This is a genomic window from Pseudomonas sp. B21-053, assembly GCF_026016365.1.
GTDB classification, from domain to species: domain Bacteria; phylum Pseudomonadota; class Gammaproteobacteria; order Pseudomonadales; family Pseudomonadaceae; genus Aquipseudomonas; species Aquipseudomonas nunensis.
Map to the genome: position 1 here is coordinate 6,606,605 of NZ_CP087205.1, position 18,600 is coordinate 6,625,204.

Consider the following 18,600-nt stretch of genomic DNA (forward strand, 5'->3'; position numbering starts at 1 on the left):
GTTACTGTTTTTTAGAGACAGAAAGTGGAGCGGCTATTTGCAGGTAGTGCTCTGCAACGTCCAGCATTCGGTTGGCAAACCCCCATTCGTTGTCGAACCAGGCCAGGATGTTCACCAGCCGTGGGCCGGAAACGCGGGTCTGACTGGCATCGACGATGGCCGAATGTGGGTCGTGGTTGAAATCACAACTGGCGTGAGGCAATTCAGTGTAGGCCAGCAGGCCTTTGAGCGGACCGCTGGTGGCGGCCTCGCGCAGGATCCGGTTGACCTCGGTGGCGTCGGTGTCGCTGACGGTTTGCATCGTAATGTCGAGGCACGACACGTTCACCGTCGGCACCCGTACGGCTTTGGCCTGAATTCGCCCGGCAAGTTCCGGTAGCAGGCGTTCGATGCCGCGCGCCAGACCAGTGGACACCGGGATCACCGACTGGAACGCCGAACGGGTGCGGCGCAGGTCTTCGTGGTGATAGGCGTCGATCACCGGCTGATCGTTCATCGCCGAGTGGATGGTGGTGATCGACACGTATTCCAGACCAATGGCCTGATCCAGCAGGCGCAACAGCGGCACGCCGCAGTTGGTGGTGCAGGACGCGTTGGACACCAGCAGCTCATCACCGGTCAGGCAATCCTGGTTCACGCCGTAGACGATGGTGGCGTCGACATCCGCTTCGCTGGCCATCGGCTGGGAGAACAACACTCGCGGGGCGCCGGCGTCGAGGAAGCGCTGGCCATCTGCACGAGTGTGATAAGCGCCGGAGCACTCCAGCACCAGATCGACGCCCAGGGACGCCCAATCGATGCCTTCGGGAGTGGCACTGCGCAGGACCTTCACGCAGTCGCCATTAATATGCAGACAATCGTCCTCAACCCGCACTTCGCCGGGAAAACGCCCGTGAGTGGAGTCGAAGCGTGTCAGGTATTCGATGCTGGCCATGTCTGCCAGATCGTTGATCGCGACAATTTCAAACCCGGCCTTCTCGCCTCGTTCAAACAACGCACGCAAGACGCAACGACCAATCCGGCCGTAGCCGTTGAGTGCAACTTTGTAGGGACGCGGTTGAGGCATGGGGTTCTCGATGGACGCAGGCAGACAAATTCTCGTTAACAACACAGTCCGCGTAGGAGCTGTGTAGGAGCTGTCGAGTGAAACGAGGCTGCGATCTTTTGATCTTGTTTTTTTAGATCAAGATCAAGATCAAAAGATCGCAGCCTCGTTTCTCTCGACAGCTCCTACAGGGACCGCGGCAGCCAGGGCCACCGCGCTGTGTTTTAGTCTTCCAGCAGCTCTTCAGCCTGACCCAGGATGTTTTCCAGGGTGAAGCCGAACTCTTCGAACAAGGCTGGCGCAGGCGCCGACTCGCCGTAGGTGGTCATGCCGATCACGCGGCCTTCCAGGCCCACGTATTTGTACCAGTAGTCCGCGTGAGCAGCTTCGATCGCGATACGCGCGCCGACTTGCAGTGGCAGGACGTCTTGCTTGTAGCCTGCGTCTTGCGCGTCGAACACGCTGGTGCACGGCATCGAAACGACGCGAACCTTGCGACCTTGCTCGGTCAGCTTGTCGTAAGCCTGAACCGCCAGGCCAACTTCCGAACCGGTAGAGATCAGGATCAGCTCAGGCTCGCCTGCGCAATCCTTCAACACATAACCGCCACGGGCGATGTCGGCGATCTGGCCGGCATCACGTTCCTGATGTTGCAGGTTCTGACGCGAGAAGATCAGCGCCGAAGGGCCGTCCTTACGCTCGATCGCCAGTTTCCAGCACACCGCCGATTCAACCGCATCGGCTGGACGCCAGGTGTTGAGGTTCGGCGTGCTGCGCAGGCTGGTCAGTTGCTCGACCGGCTGGTGCGTCGGGCCGTCTTCGCCCAGACCGATGGAGTCGTGGGTGTAGACGAACACCACGCGTTTCTTCATCAGCGAAGCCATGCGTACTGCGTTGCGCGCGTATTCCATGAACATCAGGAAAGTCGCGCCGTAAGGCACCAGGCCGCCGTGCAGGGACACGCCGTTCATGATCGCGCTCATGCCGAACTCGCGAACGCCGTAGTACATGTAGTTGCCGCTGGCGTCTTCAGCCGAGACACCTTTGCAACCTTTCCACAGGGTCAGGTTGGAACCGGCCAGGTCAGCGGAGCCGCCCAGCAGTTCCGGCAACAGCGGGCCGTAGGCATTCAACGCGTTCTGGCTGGCTTTACGGCTGGCGATGGTTTCGCCCTTGGCCGCAACTTCAGCAATATAAGCCGAGGCTTTTTCCGCGAAGTCGGCTGGCAATTCACCGCTCAGGCGACGCACCAGTTCGTTGGCTTCGGTCGGGAATGCTGCGGAGTAAGCAGCGAAACGCTGATCCCACTCGGCTTCAGCAGCGCGACCTTTTTCCTTGGCATCCCACTCGGCATAGATGTCGGCCGGGATTTCAAACGGGCCGTGATTCCAGTTCAGCGCCTTGCGGGTCAGGGCGATTTCCGCGTCACCCAACGGGGCACCGTGGCAATCTTCCTTGCCTTGCTTGTTCGGCGAACCGAAACCGATAGTGGTCTTGCAGCAGATCAGCGTCGGCAGCTCGCTTTTGCGTGCAGTCTCGATCGCAGTCTTGATTTCTTCCGGGTCGTGACCGTCGACATTGCGGATCACTTGCCAGTTGTAGGCTTCGAAACGCTTCGGCGTGTCGTCGGTGAACCAGCCTTCGACTTCGCCATCGATGGAGATGCCGTTGTCATCGTAGAAGGCGATCAGTTTGCCCAGGCCCAAGGTGCCGGCCAGGGAGCCGACTTCGTGGGAAATGCCTTCCATCATGCAGCCATCACCCAGGAACACGTAGGTGTGGTGGTCAACGATGTTGTGGCCAGGACGGTTGAACTGCGCCGCCAGGACTTTTTCTGCCAGGGCAAAACCCACGGCGTTGGCCAGGCCTTGGCCGAGTGGACCGGTGGTGGTTTCAACGCCCGGGGTGTAGCCGAATTCCGGGTGACCAGGGGTGCGGCTGTGCAGCTGGCGGAAGTTTTTCAGGTCTTCGATCGACAGGTCGTAGCCGGTCAGGTGCAGCAGCGAGTAGATCAGCATCGAGCCGTGGCCGTTGGACAGCACGAAGCGGTCACGGTCGGCGAACGATGGATTGCTCGGGTTGTGCTTCATGTAGTCACGCCACAGTACTTCGGCGATATCCGCCATACCCATGGGGGCACCGGGATGGCCGCTGTTGGCCTTTTGCACGGCATCCATGCTGAGGGCACGAATGGCGTTGGCACGCTCACGACGGCTTGGCATCGCTGTTCTCCTACGGGTTCTGTATCGAGAGTGAATAAAACGAATCGGAAAAAAGGCGAGCATTTTCCCTCACCCACCCGCCTCGGGGCAATGACAGATAAGCATCTGGAGACGTTTTTCCAATGGATAACGGAGGTTTCGACTGATGAAACCTTTCCGCAGTTCGTTTGTTGACTGAACCTAACGTCGAGAAGTGCCATCTATCGAGCAATATCAAAACTTTTTGATATTGCTCTTGCGGGGTTTTCTGACCATCACTAGACTGCTGGCCTTATGAATTTACGCGTGCCTTCCATTCAACATGACGATTGCGATGAGCTGGCGGCCCTGTGCAAGGCCGGCGGTGATCCTCTGCGGCTGAATGTATTGCGCGCGCTGGCCAACGATTCGTTCGGCGTGCTGGAACTGGCGCAGATCTTCGGCATCGGCCAGTCAGGCATGAGTCATCACCTCAAGGTGCTGGCCCAGGCCGACCTGGTGGCGACCCGGCGTGAAGGCAACGCGATTTTCTACCGTCGCGCCCTGCCCCACACCGATCTGCTGGGCGGCAAGCTGCACGCGGCCTTGCTCGAAGAAGTGGATAACCTGACCCTGCCTGGGGATGTGCAGTCGCGGATCGGTCAGGTCCATGGGCAACGGGCAGCGGCCAGCCAGGACTTTTTCTCACGGGTGGCGGAGAAGTTTCGCGCCCAGCAAGACTTGATCGCCGGCCTGCCGCAGTACCGCGAAAGCGTGGTGGCGCTGCTCGACAAGCTGAGTTTCAGCGCAGGCGCCACGGCGATTGAAGTCGGCCCCGGCGACGGCGGTTTCCTGCCGGAACTGGCGCGCCGCTTTACGCAGGTCACGGCGCTGGACAACAGCCCGGCGATGCTCGAACTGGCGCGCCAGGTCTGCGAACGTGAAACGTTGACTAATGTCAGCCTGCAATTGGCCGATGCACTGAACGGTGTGAGCCTTACCGCCGATTGCGTTGTGCTGAACATGGTACTGCACCATTTTGCCGCGCCGGCCGAAGCGCTCAAGCACATGGCCGGTTTGCTGCAACCGGGCGGTAGCCTGCTCGTGACAGAGTTATGTAGCCACAACCAGAGTTGGGCCAGGGAGGCCTGCGGTGATCTGTGGTTGGGGTTTGAACAGGACGATTTGGCCCGTTGGGCCACCGCTGCGGGACTCGTTCCCGGGGAAAGCCTCTATGTAGGCTTACGCAATGGTTTCCAGATCCAGGTCCGCCATTTTCAGCGGCCGACTGGCGACACTCACCATCGGTAAATTCAGGAAAACATCGAGATGAGCGAATACTCCCTCTTCACCTCCGAGTCCGTGTCTGAAGGGCATCCGGACAAAATCGCCGACCAGATTTCCGATGCGGTGCTGGACGCCATCATTGCTGAAGACAAGTTCGCCCGTGTGGCGTGCGAGACTCTGGTCAAGACCGGCGTGGCAATCATCGCAGGTGAAGTCACCACGTCGGCCTGGGTCGATCTGGAAGAAATCGTGCGTAACGTCATCCTGGACATCGGCTACAACAGCTCCGATGTCGGCTTCGACGGCGCCACTTGCGGTGTGATGAACATCATCGGCAAGCAGTCCCCAGACATCAACCAGGGTGTTGACCGCGCCAAGCCTGAAGATCAGGGCGCCGGCGACCAGGGCCTGATGTTCGGCTACGCCAGCAACGAAACCGACGTGCTGATGCCAGCACCGATCACGTTCTCGCACCAGCTTGTGCAAAGGCAAGCCGAGGCCCGTAAATCCGGCCTGCTGCCTTGGCTGCGCCCGGACGCCAAGTCGCAAGTGACTTGCCGTTACGAAGGCGGCAAGGTTGTCGGCATCGACGCCGTTGTACTGTCGACCCAACACAACCCTGAAGTGTCGTACAAAGACCTGCGCGAAGGCGTGATGGAGCTGATCGTCAAGCACGTGCTGCCTGCCGAACTGCTGACCAAAGACACCCAGTTCCACATCAACCCGACTGGCCAGTTCATCATCGGTGGCCCGGTTGGCGACTGCGGCCTGACCGGTCGCAAGATCATCGTCGACAGCTACGGCGGCATGGCCCGTCACGGCGGCGGCGCGTTCTCGGGTAAAGATCCATCGAAGGTTGACCGTTCGGCCGCCTACGCTGGTCGTTATGTAGCCAAGAACATCGTCGCTGCCGGCCTGGCCGAGCGTTGCGAGATTCAGGTTTCCTACGCGATCGGTGTGGCCCAGCCTACGTCGATCTCGTTGAACACCTTCGGCACCGGCAAAATCAGCGACGACAAAATCGTCAAACTGGTTCGCGAAGTGTTCGACCTGCGTCCATACGCAATCACCACCATGCTCGACCTGCTGCACCCGATGTACCAGGAAACCGCTGCGTACGGCCACTTCGGTCGCACCCCGCAAACCAAGACTGTGGGTGACGATACTTTCACCACCTTCACTTGGGAAAAGACCGACCGCGCCGACTCGTTGCGCGCTGCTGCCGGCCTGTAAGACTTCCCCGGCGGTACCAAAAGCCCCGCACGGTTCGCGCCGTGCGGGGCTTTTTATTAGGCAAAATCAAAAGATCGCAGCCTTCGGCAGCTCCTACATTGGTTTGACGTACACCTGTAGGAGCTGCCGAAGGCTGCGATCTTTTGATCTTTCGCGCTCGAAACACCCCGAAAAACAACCCGGACCCACAAAGCGCAAGACCGACTAGCCTCTCAAGCATTCCAATGAGCAAGGACGCTCTCGATGCTCCCCAACCTGCGCCTGTTTTTCGCCCTCCTGCTGACAACGCTGACCGCCAGCGCCACCGATTGCCCCGACTGGCCTCCCGCCCGTGCCCAGGCCGAGATCAATTCTGTCCAACAACAAATCGACTCGTGGGACGAGAACTACCACCGCAACGGCCGCTCACTGATTGCCGATGAACTCTACGACCAGTCCCGCGCCCGTCTGACGCAATGGCGCGCCTGCTTCAACCTCGGCGCCACTGACGAGCCGCTACGAACGGCGGGCGGCAAGGTGCCTCACCCGACCGCCCACACCGGTCTGGAAAAACTCCACCATGGCCGCGGCGTCGAACACTGGTTGCGTGAGCGCAAGGACGTCTGGGTTCAACCCAAGGTCGATGGCGTGGCCGTGTCATTGATTTATCGCAAAGGCTTGCTGCATCAGGCGATCAGTCGGGGCGATGGATTGCACGGCCAGGACTGGACCAGCTCCGCCCACCAGATCGCCGCCATTCCTCGGCAACTGGCCCGACCGCTGGACTTGTTGGTGCAAGGCGAACTCTATTGGCGCCTGACCGATCACGTGCAAGCCCAAGCCGGCAGCCTCAACGCCCGGGCAACCGTTGCGGGATTGATGGCGCGCAAGACGCTGAGTGCCGAGCAGGCTGCCGGGATCGGTCTGTTTGTCTGGGATTGGCCGCAAGGCCCGGCCAGTTTGCCTGCCAGGGCGGCGGCGCTGAGTGAGTTGGGTTTCCCGACCACCGAGGCCTTCAGTCAGCCGATCAGTACCTTCGCCGACGCTGAACGTTGGCGTGATCACTGGTATCGCTCCCCGCTGCCCTTCGCCAGCGACGGTATCGTCCTGCGCCAGGATCAGCGCCCGTCCGCCGAGCGCTGGCAGGCGCGGCCGCCTTATTGGAGCGTCGCCTGGAAATACCCTTTTGCCCAGGCGCTGGCCGAGGTGCGCAAAGTCAATTTCAAGATCGGTCGGACCGGGCGGATTACGCCAGTGCTGGAGCTTGCGCCAGTGAAACTCGATGACCGCCAGATCAAGCGCGTGAGCGTCAGCTCCCTGCAACGCTGGGAGAAACTGGATATTCGCCCCGGCGATCAAGTCGCCATCAGCCTCGCGGGCCTGACCATTCCAAGGCTCGATGATGTGGTGCTGCGCAGCACCGAACGCCCTGAAGTGAATGCACCGCTGGCGTCGGACTTTCATCACTTGAGTTGCTGGCAACCGACACCGGGATGTGAGAGTCAATTCCTTGCGCGGCTGACCTGGCTCAGCGGCAAGCAGGGGCTGGCAATGCCCCACGTAGGTCCTGGCACCTGGGAGAAACTTTTCGAAACAGGCCGCCTCAACAGCCTGCTGGATTGGTTGACCCTCGATGCCCAAGAGCTTGCTAACATTGATGGCTTCGGCGAGCGCAGCAGCGCTCGTCTTTTAAACAGTTTTGAAAGTGCCCGGCGACGTCCTTTCGCTCGCTGGCTAAAAGCGTTGGGCTTGCCACCGACGGGTCAGGCGCAGCTCGCTGATTCGTGGCAGGTCCTGGCCCAACGCAGCAACGAACAATGGCAAGCCGAAGCAGGCATCGGCCCGGGACGCGCAGCGCAACTGAGCGCGTTTTTCCGCGACCCGCAGGTCCTGGCCTTGAGTGAAACATTACGGGTGGCAGGCATCGACGGTTTTTAGCGACCAACAATGCTTGTCAGCCTGGGAACCCAATGGTGGCGCTGCGCTCAAACAGCCCATTGCCACATCGATCCGATTGCCTTTGCGCATGGAGCTTTTATGAAACTACTTTCACCGCTCGCCCTGCTGGCCGTTTGCGGCGTGTTGGCCACCCCACTGATGGCCGCCGAAGAAATTCCGGAACTGACCGGTTGCGCCGCCAAGAAACAAGGCATCGTTAACCAGATCGAGTTGGCCAAGAGCCACGGCAATGCCGATCAGCAGGCCGGTCTCCAGACCGCCCTGGACGAAGTCACCGCACACTGCACCGACGCCTCCTTGAAAAAGGAACGCGAGAACAAGGTGCTCGATGCCAAGCATGAAGTCAGCAAGCGTCAGGCCGATCTCGACAAGGCCATGAGCAAGGGCGATGCCGAGAAGATCAACAAACGCAAAGACAAACTCGCCGAATCCCGCAAGGAATTGCAGGAAGCGCTGGATGAGTTGGATAAGTAAGAAAAGGTAACCCCGGAGGCTTGTGTCGATCTTCTGGCAGCCTTCGCGAGCAAGCCCGCTCCCACAGTTGGAATGCGATCAACTGTGGGAGCGGGCTTGCTCGCGAAGGCGTCAGCCAGAACACCACAAATCAATGATCCCGAAACTGTTTATGGCACGCACTGCAGGCATCTTCGACTTTCTGCACCGCCGGCCCAAGATTACTGGCCTTGTACGGCTGGACCTGGCTGGCGATCACCAATTCACCGGTGGCGCTTTCAAGGGTGCGGGCCATTTCCTGGAAGCGTGCCTGTTGCTGCCACACGTTGTCTTTGGCGCTGGTGTGATCTTCTTCGCGCACCTGCGGGAAATGTTTCCATGGCTCATGGGACAACGCGTCGAGTTTCGTCGCGCCTTCAGCGAACTTCGGACCGTCAAACGGAATACGACCACGCAACATGCCACCCAGGTCTTCGCCGGTCTTGAGCATTTGCTTGAAAATCGCCTTGCGTTGACCCAGCGGAGAATTCGGGTCAACACCGCCGCAGGCAGACAAGGTCAGGCAGGCCAGCAATACAACAGAAAGTCTTTTAAGAGTCATGGTGGCTTCAGGTCACGGGGAACGGCGGCCAGTATCCTCGCGTCATCGTTAAAGACCAATAGCCCTATTATCAATAAGGGTTGTTTGAGCGCATGGAGCACTCAGGCAACCGTCAAAGGAAATTCTCCATGAACAGCCGTTTCAAGGCATGGCGTCCCCGTCTCGCCTGGACCCTTCCGATGGTGGCCGTGCTCGCGGGCTGCACCGGTGGCGAAAACAACACCCCGAAAACTCATGCCCTGGCCACTTATTCCAGCGCCACCTGGGAAGCCTTGCCGGCCGTGTCAGATAGCGACCTGGTGGCGGGCTTCGGTTCCTGGCGCAGCGCTTGCACCCGACTCAAGGCCGACCCGGTCTGGGGCTCGACCTGCGCGGCGTCGGCGAATGTGCCGCAAACCGCCGGAGAGATTCGCGGCTTCCTCAAACAGAACCTCGACGTTTACGGCCTGCGCGCCGCCAACGACAATCCCAACGGCCTGATCACCGGTTACTACGAACCGGTGTACCCCGGCAGCCTGACCCAGACTGAAGTGGCGAACATCCCGGTGTACGGCGTGCCCGAGGACATGATCATTGTGTCCCTGGACAGCATTTACCCGGAACTCAAGGGCAAGCGTCTGCGCGGTCGACTTGAAGGTCGCGTGCTCAAGCCGTATGACGACGCCGCCACCATCGAGAGCAAAGGGGTCAAGGCACCGGTCGTTGCCTGGCTGACCGATCCGATGAACCTGCAGTTCCTGCAAATCCAGGGCTCCGGGCGTATCCAGCTCGACAGTGGTCGCCAGTTGCGTATCGCTTATGCCGACCAGAACGGCCATCCCTATCGGCCGATTGGCCGCTGGCTGGTGGATCAGGGTGAATTGAAGAAGGAAGACGTGACCATGGGCGCGATCAGCGCCTGGGCCAAGGCCAATCCGTCGCGCATTCCGCAACTGCTCGGCAGCAACCCCAGCTACGTGTTTTTCACCCAAAACCCGGACAGCAACGAAGGGCCACGCGGCTCGCTGAACGTTCCGCTCACGGCCGGCTACAGCGCGGCGGTGGATCGCAAGGTGATTCCGTTGGGCAGTCTGTTGTGGCTGTCGACCACCAAACCGGACGGCAGCGCACTGGTTCGCCCGGTAGCCGCTCAGGACACGGGCGGCGCGATTGCCGGCGAAGTCCGTGCGGACCTGTTCTGGGGCACCGGCGAAGCGGCCGGGCAACTGGCCGGGGACATGAAACAGCAGGGGCAAATCTGGATGTTGTGGCCTAAGGGTGCGGCGTTGCCGACAGTTCCTCAGGTAGCTGATGCGGTGAAGCCTTGAGTCATCTATTGGCCGTTCGATAGCTTTCGCGAGCAGGCTCGCTCCCACATAGGAATGCATTTCCCTTGTGGGAGCGAGCCTGCTCGCGAAGAGGACCTAACTAGCACCAAAAATCCCGACAGCCAGCTTCAGACCGACACAAAAAAGAAACTCGCAATCAACCCCATCCCCACAAACCACACCAGCGACCGCAAGATCGCCCAGTCCGCCAGATAACAAATGATGTACAGCAACCGACTGGTGATAAACAGCACCGCCAGCACGTTGACCGTCACCAACTGCGCTGTGCCCACCAGATGCGCCACGATCACCGCAATCGCAAACGCCGGCATCACCTCAAAACTGTTCAACTGCGCCGCATGCGCCCGTCTGGCGAAACCATTCAACGACTCAAGAAAATCACGGGGATCATGGTTGTCTTGCAACCGGTACCCGCCACTGGCCTTGGCAACGGCCGTGCAGATATACGGCAGGAAAATCGCGATCAATACGCACCACAGAGCAACCGTCATAAAGCAGTCCCTTCTTCAATTTAAAAAATTCGGGGGCCAGTCAAAACTTCATCACCAGCATGCCGATCAGCACCAGCCCACAGGCTAAGAGCCGTGGCCGGCCGAAAGGTTCTTTCAAGTAGCGCATGCCGAACAACACCACCAGAATCACACTGATCTCGCGCAACGCGGCCGCTTCGGCAATCGAGCCCAGCTGCATGGCCCACAGCACCAAAGCGTAGCTGAACAACACGCAAAACCCGACCGCCAGCCCCAGTCGCCACTGCTCACGCCAAAACAGCATGAACGCCGGTCGTTTGCGCACCAGCGCCAGCAACGGGAACGGCCAGGCACTGAGCAACGTGACCCAGACCAGGTAATCCAGCGGATGCGACCAGCGCCGCAAGGCCTGACCATCGATAAAGGTGTAGCAGCCGATGCACAGGCCGATTAGCGCCACCACCGGCAACATCGACCACGGCAAGCGCGCACCGCCACCGCCCTGCCAGAGCAGGCAAAGCATGCCGAACGGGATCAGCAAAATGCCGAAGATCTGCTGATGCGTCAGCACTTCCCCGGCGAAGATCAGCGTCAGCGCCAGCACCACCAGTGGCGACAACCCACGCATCAGCGGATAGACCAGCCCCAAGTCACCGACTCGATAGGCCTGGATCAGCAGATAGCGATACAGCAACTCGAACGCCGCCGACGCCAGAATCCACGGCCAGATATCCATGGGCGGCAGGTTCACGAACGGCAGCATCACGGCGACAAACAACATCGCCACGCTGTCCATGCAAGCCACCACCAGTAATCGCTCGGCGCTGAACTTGATCAGGGTATTCCACGCCGCATGCAACAGCGCCGCCACCAACACCAGTGCTGTTGCAAGCACGGCCCACTCCTTTTTTGCCCGCCGCGCCCCCCGTAGGAGCGAGGCTTGCCCGCGAAGGCAATCTCAAGAACGCCTTCGCGGGCAAGCCTCGCTCCTACAAGACGCAGGCAGATAATTGATTCGCCATATGTCCGCAGCTGTTTATACTGCAAGCGACCACGCCGCACTCAGTTGCGCACAGACTAATTCCAATAATTTCTGCCCCCGCCCGTCCTCCTCGAGAACGGTCGTTGGCCTGCGTATGCCTGATCAGAGCGTCAAGACTACCGACAGAGACCTTGCGCATGCCACTCGCCTTGCTTGCCCTCGCTGTTGCCGCGTTCGGCATCGGCACCACTGAATTCGTCATCATGGGCTTGCTGCCCGATGTTGCCCGCGACCTCGCCGTGAGCATTCCCCACGCCGGTCTGTTGATCACCGGTTACGCCCTGGGCGTAGTGTTCGGCGCGCCGATCCTGGCGATCGGCACCGCCAACATGCCACGCAAAGCCACGCTGCTGGGGATGACGTTGATGTTTATCCTCGGCAACATTCTGTGTGCGTTGGCGCCGAATTACGCGACGCTGATGGCCGCCCGGGTGGTCACCGCGCTGTGCCACGGCGCGTTCTTCGGTATCGGCTCGGTGGTCGCAGCAGGTTTGGTCGCTCCAAACAAACGCGCCCAGGCGATTGCCATGATGTTCACCGGCCTGACCCTGGCCAACGTGCTCGGCGTGCCACTGGGCACCGCGCTTGGGCAGTACGCCGGTTGGCGCTCGACGTTCTGGGCGGTGTCGGTGATTGGTGTGATCGCGGCCATTGCCCAGTGGGTCTGGCTGCCGAAAGACATCGCCATGGACAAGGCCAACCTCGCCAGTGAGTTCAAAGTGCTGGGCAAGGTCAATGTGTTGTTGGCCTTGGGCATGAGCGTGCTGGCGTCCACCAGTCTGTTCAGCGTGTTCACCTACATCGCGCCGATCCTGCAAGACATCACCGGCGTCAGTCCGCATGGCGTGACCATCATGCTGCTGTTGTTCGGCGTCGGCCTGACGGCGGGCAGCATGCTCGGTGGTCGGCTGGCAGACAGTCGCTTGCTGCCGTCGCTGGTGGGCATGGCGCTGGCGGTCATGGTGGTGTTGGCGGCGTTCAGCCAGACCAGCCATTCGGTGATTCCGGCGGCGATTACGCTGGTGTTGTGGGGGATTTTTGCGTTTGCCCTGTGCCCGATCCTGCAACTGCTGATTATCGATCAGGCGCATGAAGCGCCGAATCTGGGTTCGACGTTGAACCAGAGTGCATTCAATCTCGGCAATGCCGCCGGTGCGTGGATTGGCGGGCTGGTGGTTGCCAGTGGCGCGGACCTGGCCGACTTGCCATGGACCGGTGCGCTGGTCAGTGGCCTGACGGTGCTCACGGCGCTTTTCTATATCTACCTGCAACGTCGTGGCGCGACTGCGGTCAATGTGTCCGGCTGAATAATTGAGTTGCTCCCGAGATTGCTTTCGCGGGCAAGCCTCGCTCCTACAGGACTTACACAGCCCCCTGTAGGAGCGAGGCTTGCCCGCGAAGAAACCAACTCGGTCCAACTGCCTGAAACCCCCATTTCTCACCCCTCATCCAAAGGACCCCGGATGCTTGAACTTGTCGCTGCGTTTATCTGCCTCACCTCCCTCCTCACCTACGTGAATTTCCGTTTCATCGGCCTGCCGCCGACCATCGGCGTGATGGTCACCGCGCTGATGTTTTCCCTGCTGCTGCAAGGCCTGAGCTTCATCGGCTACCCCGGCCTGGAAGAACGCGTGCAGCAACTGATCGGCCAGATCGATTTCGGTGATCTGCTAATGAACTGGATGCTGTCGTTCCTGCTGTTCGCCGGCGCGCTGCACGTCAACCTGAACGACTTGCGCAGTTACCGCTGGCCCATCGGTCTGCTGGCGACGTTCGGTGTGTTGATCGCCACCGCAGTGATTGGCAGCCTCGCCTATTACATTTTTGCCCTGTTCGGCTGGCACGTGAGCCTCCTTTATTGCCTGCTGTTCGGCGCGCTGATTTCCCCCACCGACCCGATTGCCGTACTCGGCGTGCTGCGGACCGCCAACGCGTCCAAGCCACTGAAAACCACGATCGTCGGCGAGTCGCTGTTCAATGACGGCACGGCGGTGGTGGTGTTCACCGTGTTGCTCGGCATCGCGCAGCTGGGTGAAACCCCGACCGTCGGCGCCACGGCTATGCTATTCGTCCATGAGGCGATTGGCGGTGTGCTGTTTGGCGGGCTGATCGGTTACCTGGTGTACCTGATGATCAAGAGCATCGAGCAGCATCAGATCGAAGTGATGCTGACCCTGGCGCTGGTGATCGGCGGTTCGGCCATGGCCTCGGAGCTGCACGTTTCCGCACCGATTGCGATGGTGGTCGCCGGCCTGATCATCGGTAACCTGGGACGCAACCTGGCGATGAACGACATGACCCGAAAGTACCTGGACGGTTTCTGGGAATTGCTCGATGACATGCTCAATGCCTTGCTGTTCGCGCTGATCGGCATGGAGCTGTTGCTGCTGCCGTTCAATTGGCTGCATGTGCTGGCCGCAAGTTTGCTGGCGCTGGCCATTCTGCTGTCGCGCCTGCTGACGGTGGCCCCGGCCATCCTGCTGCTGCGGCGCTGGCGCACGGTTCCGCGCGGGACGATCCGGATTCTGACGTGGGGTGGTTTGCGCGGCGGTGTTTCGGTGGCGCTGGCCCTGGCGTTACCGCTGGGCCCGGAGCGCGATCTGATCTTGAGCATCACCTACATCGTGGTGTTGTCGTCGATCCTGTTGCAGGGTTTGAGCATCGGCAAACTGGTCAAGCACGTGACCAAGGATGAGCCTGCGCCAACGGCACAGGCTGAGCATCACTGATTACTTCTTGAGCTTGCGCGGATCGGCCTGCTGATCCGTGCCCTGCTTCGGCGGCCCGCTTTCGCTGCGGATCTGCGCATGACTGATCAGCGCAAAGATGCAGCTGCCGCCGATGATGTTGCCCGCCAGCGTCGGCCCGGCGAACACCAGCCAGAAATCCTTCCACGGCAACTCGCCGGCAAACACCAGATACGACACTTCCGCCGAACCGACCACGATGTGGGTGAAATCCCCCAGCGCCATCAGGTAGGTGATGAGGATGATGATCCACATCTTGGCGCTCTCCATGGACGGAATCATCCAGACCATGGTGGCGATCATCCAGCCGGAAATGATGCCTTTGGCGAACATCTGGCTGGCGCTGTTTTCCATGATCTTGCGTCCGATCTCGAGGAAGGCCAGGTCGGTCTTGGTATCGAAAATCGGCAGGTGCAGCATCACGTAGGCCACCAGCAACGTGCCGCACAGGTTGCCAAACAACACGACGCCCCACAGACGGATCAACCGACCGAAATTATTCAGCGTGGGCTTGGTCATGACCGGCAGCACGGCGGTGAGGGTGTTTTCGGTGAACAGTTGCTGGCGCGCCAGGATCACCGCGAGGAAACCGGCGCAGTAGCCGAAACTGGCGATGACCTTGAAGCCTTCACCGTCCGGCAGCCGCGAGTTGAGCAACCCCATGGCCATCAGCGACAGGCCCATGGTCAGGCCTGCTGCGAGGGCCGACCACCAGAGGGCGGCGACGCTGCGCTCGAGCTCCTGATCGCCCTGGGTGCGGATGATTTCATGCAGCACCGCCGCACGGGGCGGCTGGTTCTTTTCGACGTCGTGCTGTTCTTCAGCCGAGAGGTTCGGGGTCTTGCCGTCTTTTTGAGTGTCCATGGAGCTCCGGAACCGGTGGCGTGTCATGTACGTACGACACGCGGGGTTCGGAGCTGTTCACTGACCGTTAAAACAACGGTGATCTTTCGGTCGCCTTCGCGAGCAGGCTCGCTCCCACATTGGATCGCGGCCTAATGTGGGAGCGAGCTTGCTCGCAAAGGGCGCGCCACCGATTTCAATCGCTGACGACTTCATCCTTGAACTGGTCTTTGACGTACAGGATCTCGGTCCGCCCGTGCGGCGCCGGCAAGCCATCCTCACCCAGGTTGACGAAGACCATGCGCTCTACCGTGAGGATGCTTTTGCGCGTGATCTTGTTGCGCACTTCGCACGTCAGGGTGATCGAGGTGCGGCCGAACTCGGTGGCAGTGATGCCCAGTTCGATGATGTCGCCCTGGCGCGAGGCGCTGACGAAGTTGATTTCGGAAATGTACTTGGTGACCACGCGCTGGTTGCCCAGCTGGACGATGGCGTAGATCGCCGCTTCTTCGTCGATCCAGCGCAACAGGCTGCCGCCAAACAGCGTGCCGTTGGGGTTGAGGTCTTCGGGTTTTACCCATTTGCGGGTGTGGAAATTCATATTCACTCCTGAGCGTCTTGCCGAATGATGGGCGCCATCATGGCAGAGCCCGACCTAGAGCTCTATCAAGCATCGACTATGGGCTCGATTACCGTTCAGACATTGACCTGCAGAAAGGCTTTGGAAGATAAGAATAGCCCGCTATAATCGCCACCGTTTCAGAACGGTAACGATCCTTTGATACCGTTTTCCCGCCACCTGTCCGAGGGGCGCTGCAGCAGGTCAAACCTGTCAGGCTCGGATGGGGCGTTGCCTGGTCTCATCGACCGGACACTAAACGCACAACGGCGCCCATTCGCATACATTACGAATGGAGGCTCATCATGAGCGCTGTTATCACGCCTGCAGGTTTTACCGATTACAAAGTTGCCGACATGTCCCTGGCTGCCTGGGGTCGTCGCGAAACCATCATCGCCGAATCCGAAATGCCAGCCCTGATGGGTCTGCGCCGCAAGTACGCCGGTGAGCAACCGCTCAAAGGCGCCAAGATTCTCGGCTGCATCCACATGACCATTCAGACTGCCGTGCTGATCGAAACCCTGGTTGCCCTGGGTGCCGAAGTTCGCTGGTCGTCCTGCAACATTTTCTCGACTCAAGACCAGGCCGCTGCTGCCATCGCCGCTGCCGGCATCGCTGTTTACGCCTGGAAAGGCGAAACCGAAGAAGAGTACGAGTGGTGCCTTGAGCAAACCATCCTCAAAGATGGCGCGCCATGGGATGCCAACATGATCCTCGACGACGGCGGCGACCTGACCGAGCTGCTGCACAAGAAATACCCGGCGATCCTGGACCGCGTCCACGGCGTCACCGAAGAAACCACCACTGGCGTTCACCGCCTGCTGGACATGCTGGCCAAGGGCGAGCTGAAAATCCCGGCCATCAACGTCAACGACTCGGTCACCAAGAGCAAGAACGACAACAAGTACGGCTGCCGTCACAGCCTGAACGATGCCATCAAGCGCGGTACCGACCACCTGCTGTCCGGCAAGCAAGCGCTGGTCATCGGTTACGGTGACGTGGGCAAGGGCTCGGCCCAGTCCCTGCGTCAGGAAGGCATGATCGTTAAAGTCTCCGAAGTCGACCCGATCTGCGCCATGCAAGCCTGCATGGACGGTTTCGAACTGGTTTCGCCGTTCATCGACGGGATCAACACCGGCACCGAAGAAAGCATCGACAAAGCACTGCTGGGCAAGATCGACCTGATCGTGACCACCACCGGCAACGTCAATGTTTGCGACTCGAACATGCTCAAAGCCCTGAAGAAGCGCGCTGTTGTCTGCAACATCGGCCACTTCGACAACGAAATCGACACCGCTTTCATGCGCAAGAACTGGGCATGGGAAGAAGTGAAGCCACAGGTTCACAAGATCCACCGTACCGGTCCTGGCGCATTCGATGCCCAGAACGACGACTACCTGATCCTGCTGGCCGAAGGCCGTCTGGTTAACCTGGGTAACGCCACTGGTCACCCAAGCCGCATCATGGACGGTTCGTTCGCCAACCAGGTTCTGGCTCAGATCTTCCTGTTCGGCCAGAAGTACGCCGACCTGTCGCCAGCCCAGAAAGCCGAGCGCCTGACGGTTGAAGTACTGCCGAAGAAACTCGACGAAGAAGTGGCCCTGGAAATGGTCCGCGGTTTCGGCGGCGTCGTGACTCAACTGACCAAGACCCAGGCCGACTACATCGGCGTGACCGTCGAAGGTCCGTTCAAGCCGCACGCATACCGCTACTGATCGACCTGCAGCCTGCTCTCCCTTGTGGGAGCGGGCTTGCTCGCGAATGCGGTTCATCATTCAACATTAATGTCGTCTGACACACCGCATTCGCGAGCAAGCCCGCTCCCACATTGGGATGTGCAAGCCTCTGGCTTACGCGTTTCCAAGGATATGACCATGTCCCAAGATCGTCGCTACAGCTTCGAGTTCTTCCCTACGAAGACCGACGCTGGGCATGAAAAGCTACTCGCCACTGCTCGTCAGTTGGCAACTTACAACCCCGACTTCTTCTCCTGCACCTATGGCGCTGGCGGTTCGACCCGTGATCGCACCATCAACACCGTGTTGCAGCTCGAAAGCGAAGTCAAAGTCCCTGCCGCACCGCATCTGTCTTGCGTGGGCGACAGCAAGGACGACTTGCGTGGCCTGCTGACGCAATACAAGGCAGCCGGCATTACCCGCATCGTTGCCCTGCGCGGTGACTTGCCTTCGGGCATGGGCATGGCCAGCGGTGAACTGCGCCACGCCAACGACCTGGTTGAATTCATTCGTGAAGAAACCGGCGATCATTTCCACATCGAAGTCGCCGCCTACCCGGAAATGCATCCGCAGGCGCGCAATTTCGAAGACGATCTGAACAACTTCGTGCGCAAGGCCAACGCTGGCGCCGACAGTGCAATCACCCAGTACTTCTTCAACGCCGACAGCTACTTCTACTTCGTCGAGCGTGTACGGGCGATGGGCGTGAATATCCCGATCGTGCCGGGGATCATGCCGATCACCAACTACAGCAAACTCGCGCGTTTCTCCGATGCCTGCGGTGCGGAAATCCCGCGCTGGATCCGCAAGCAACTGGAAGCCTACGGCGACGACACCCAGAGCATTCAAGGCTTTGGTGAGCAAGTCATCACCGAGATGTGCGAACGCTTGCTGCAAGGTGGCGCGCCAGGGTTGCACTTCTACACGTTGAACCAGGCTGAACCAAGCCTGGCGGTGTGGAACAACCTGAAGTTGCCGCGTTAAGAAACAAGCAAAAAACGAAATAAAGGCAAGATCAAAAGATCGCAGCCTTCGGCAGCTCCTACGCGTCTGTGGGCGCTGCCGAAGGCTGCGATCT

Annotated in this window: 16 protein-coding genes and 1 riboswitch; of the genes, 9 read left to right on the forward strand and 7 right to left on the reverse strand. The window is 59.9% G+C overall.

All coding sequences use genetic code 11. From position 1 onward, the window contains the following. Position 1 precedes the first annotated feature (1 nt). Together epd and tkt are read right to left on the reverse strand one after the other, a co-directional pair. Positions 2-1,066, reverse strand: a complete 1,065-nt coding sequence (epd, locus tag LOY68_RS29665; protein ID WP_163911052.1) for an erythrose-4-phosphate dehydrogenase — start codon at positions 1,064-1,066, stop codon at positions 2-4. 203 nt (positions 1,067-1,269) lie between these two features. Then, positions 1,270-3,267 carry a transketolase gene (gene tkt, locus LOY68_RS29670; protein ID WP_054616895.1) on the reverse strand — a complete coding sequence of 666 codons (1,998 nt, stop codon included), beginning with the start codon at positions 3,265-3,267 and terminating at the stop codon, positions 1,270-1,272. A 273-nt stretch (positions 3,268-3,540) separates the two neighbouring features. Here tkt and LOY68_RS29675 point away from each other — a divergent pair, with 273 nt between their 5' ends. From LOY68_RS29675 to LOY68_RS29690, 4 genes are all read left to right on the forward strand, one after another. After that, positions 3,541-4,536, forward strand: a complete 996-nt coding sequence (locus LOY68_RS29675) for an ArsR/SmtB family transcription factor (protein ID WP_265041373.1) — start codon at positions 3,541-3,543, stop codon at positions 4,534-4,536. Between the two features lie 18 nt (positions 4,537-4,554). Next, positions 4,555-5,745, forward strand: coding sequence for a methionine adenosyltransferase (gene metK, locus LOY68_RS29680; protein ID WP_163911044.1), 1,191 nt, complete (start codon positions 4,555-4,557; stop codon positions 5,743-5,745). A gap of 243 nt (positions 5,746-5,988) precedes the next feature. Continuing rightward, entirely contained in the window at positions 5,989-7,662 is a 1,674-nt protein-coding gene (ligB, locus tag LOY68_RS29685) for an NAD-dependent DNA ligase LigB (RefSeq protein WP_265041374.1), read from the forward strand. A gap of 99 nt (positions 7,663-7,761) precedes the next feature. After that, positions 7,762-8,157, forward strand: a complete 396-nt coding sequence (locus LOY68_RS29690) for a DUF1090 domain-containing protein (protein WP_265041375.1) — start codon at positions 7,762-7,764, stop codon at positions 8,155-8,157. Between the two features lie 130 nt (positions 8,158-8,287). Here the strand turns inward: LOY68_RS29690 and LOY68_RS29695 are convergent, their stop codons facing one another. Beyond that, entirely contained in the window at positions 8,288-8,737 is a 450-nt protein-coding gene (locus LOY68_RS29695; RefSeq protein ID WP_054044264.1) for a c-type cytochrome, read from the reverse strand. Between the two features lie 128 nt (positions 8,738-8,865). Here LOY68_RS29695 and LOY68_RS29700 point away from each other — a divergent pair, with 128 nt between their 5' ends. Further along, complete coding sequence (locus tag LOY68_RS29700; protein WP_265041376.1) at positions 8,866-10,044, forward strand: murein transglycosylase A; 1,179 nt, start codon at positions 8,866-8,868, stop codon at positions 10,042-10,044. 128 nt (positions 10,045-10,172) lie between these two features. Here the strand turns inward: LOY68_RS29700 and LOY68_RS29705 are convergent, their stop codons facing one another. Together LOY68_RS29705 and LOY68_RS29710 are read right to left on the reverse strand one after the other, a co-directional pair. Beyond that, positions 10,173-10,556: an MAPEG family protein gene (locus LOY68_RS29705; protein WP_054044268.1), complete on the reverse strand. Its 384-nt coding sequence runs from the start codon at positions 10,554-10,556 to the stop codon at positions 10,173-10,175. A gap of 40 nt (positions 10,557-10,596) precedes the next feature. Further along, entirely contained in the window at positions 10,597-11,430 is an 834-nt protein-coding gene (locus LOY68_RS29710; protein ID WP_054616900.1) for an EamA family transporter, read from the reverse strand. 284 nt (positions 11,431-11,714) lie between these two features. Between LOY68_RS29710 and LOY68_RS29715 the strand changes: the two genes are divergently transcribed. After that, a complete protein-coding gene (locus LOY68_RS29715) occupies positions 11,715-12,884 on the forward strand; it encodes an MFS transporter (protein WP_054616901.1) in 1,170 nt (389 codons plus the stop codon). A gap of 156 nt (positions 12,885-13,040) precedes the next feature. Next, positions 13,041-14,306, forward strand: coding sequence for a cation:proton antiporter (locus tag LOY68_RS29720; protein WP_265041377.1), 1,266 nt, complete (start codon positions 13,041-13,043; stop codon positions 14,304-14,306). On the opposite strand, the gene LOY68_RS29725 is transcribed toward LOY68_RS29720, so the two are convergent. Both LOY68_RS29725 and LOY68_RS29730 read right to left on the reverse strand, forming a co-directional pair. Continuing rightward, the gene (locus tag LOY68_RS29725; RefSeq protein ID WP_163911027.1) at positions 14,307-15,188 is read right to left on the reverse strand and encodes a formate/nitrite transporter family protein; all 882 of its coding nucleotides are present in this window, start codon (positions 15,186-15,188) and stop codon (positions 14,307-14,309) included. A gap of 175 nt (positions 15,189-15,363) precedes the next feature. Beyond that, entirely contained in the window at positions 15,364-15,768 is a 405-nt protein-coding gene (locus LOY68_RS29730; RefSeq protein WP_054044341.1) for an acyl-CoA thioesterase, read from the reverse strand. A 198-nt stretch (positions 15,769-15,966) separates the two neighbouring features. After that, positions 15,967-16,068, forward strand: a riboswitch (S-adenosyl-L-homocysteine riboswitch). Between the two features lie 23 nt (positions 16,069-16,091). Between LOY68_RS29730 and ahcY the strand changes: the two genes are divergently transcribed. Both ahcY and metF read left to right on the forward strand, forming a co-directional pair. Continuing rightward, on the forward strand, positions 16,092-17,501 hold the full coding sequence (ahcY, locus tag LOY68_RS29735; protein WP_054044343.1) for an adenosylhomocysteinase: 1,410 nt from the start codon (positions 16,092-16,094) through the stop codon (positions 17,499-17,501). Positions 17,502-17,660: 159 nt separating this feature from the next. Next, positions 17,661-18,506, forward strand: a complete 846-nt coding sequence (gene metF / locus LOY68_RS29740; protein WP_054044345.1) for a methylenetetrahydrofolate reductase [NAD(P)H] — start codon at positions 17,661-17,663, stop codon at positions 18,504-18,506. Positions 18,507-18,600 lie beyond the last annotated feature (94 nt).

Coding starts and splice junctions, on each gene's coding strand:
- epd (WP_163911052.1), bottom strand. CDS start 1,066: ATGCCTCAACCGCGTCCCTACAAAGTTGCACTCAACGGCTACGGCCGG.
- tkt (WP_054616895.1), bottom strand. CDS start 3,267: ATGCCAAGCCGTCGTGAGCGTGCCAACGCCATTCGTGCCCTCAGCATG.
- LOY68_RS29675 (WP_265041373.1), top strand. CDS start 3,541: ATGAATTTACGCGTGCCTTCCATTCAACATGACGATTGCGATGAGCTG.
- metK (WP_163911044.1), top strand. CDS start 4,555: ATGAGCGAATACTCCCTCTTCACCTCCGAGTCCGTGTCTGAAGGGCAT.
- ligB (WP_265041374.1), top strand. CDS start 5,989: ATGCTCCCCAACCTGCGCCTGTTTTTCGCCCTCCTGCTGACAACGCTG.
- LOY68_RS29690 (WP_265041375.1), top strand. CDS start 7,762: ATGAAACTACTTTCACCGCTCGCCCTGCTGGCCGTTTGCGGCGTGTTG.
- LOY68_RS29695 (WP_054044264.1), bottom strand. CDS start 8,737: ATGACTCTTAAAAGACTTTCTGTTGTATTGCTGGCCTGCCTGACCTTG.
- LOY68_RS29700 (WP_265041376.1), top strand. CDS start 8,866: ATGAACAGCCGTTTCAAGGCATGGCGTCCCCGTCTCGCCTGGACCCTT.
- LOY68_RS29705 (WP_054044268.1), bottom strand. CDS start 10,556: ATGACGGTTGCTCTGTGGTGCGTATTGATCGCGATTTTCCTGCCGTAT.
- LOY68_RS29715 (WP_054616901.1), top strand. CDS start 11,715: ATGCCACTCGCCTTGCTTGCCCTCGCTGTTGCCGCGTTCGGCATCGGC.
- LOY68_RS29720 (WP_265041377.1), top strand. CDS start 13,041: ATGCTTGAACTTGTCGCTGCGTTTATCTGCCTCACCTCCCTCCTCACC.
- LOY68_RS29725 (WP_163911027.1), bottom strand. CDS start 15,188: ATGGACACTCAAAAAGACGGCAAGACCCCGAACCTCTCGGCTGAAGAA.
- LOY68_RS29730 (WP_054044341.1), bottom strand. CDS start 15,768: ATGAATTTCCACACCCGCAAATGGGTAAAACCCGAAGACCTCAACCCC.
- ahcY (WP_054044343.1), top strand. CDS start 16,092: ATGAGCGCTGTTATCACGCCTGCAGGTTTTACCGATTACAAAGTTGCC.
- metF (WP_054044345.1), top strand. CDS start 17,661: ATGTCCCAAGATCGTCGCTACAGCTTCGAGTTCTTCCCTACGAAGACC.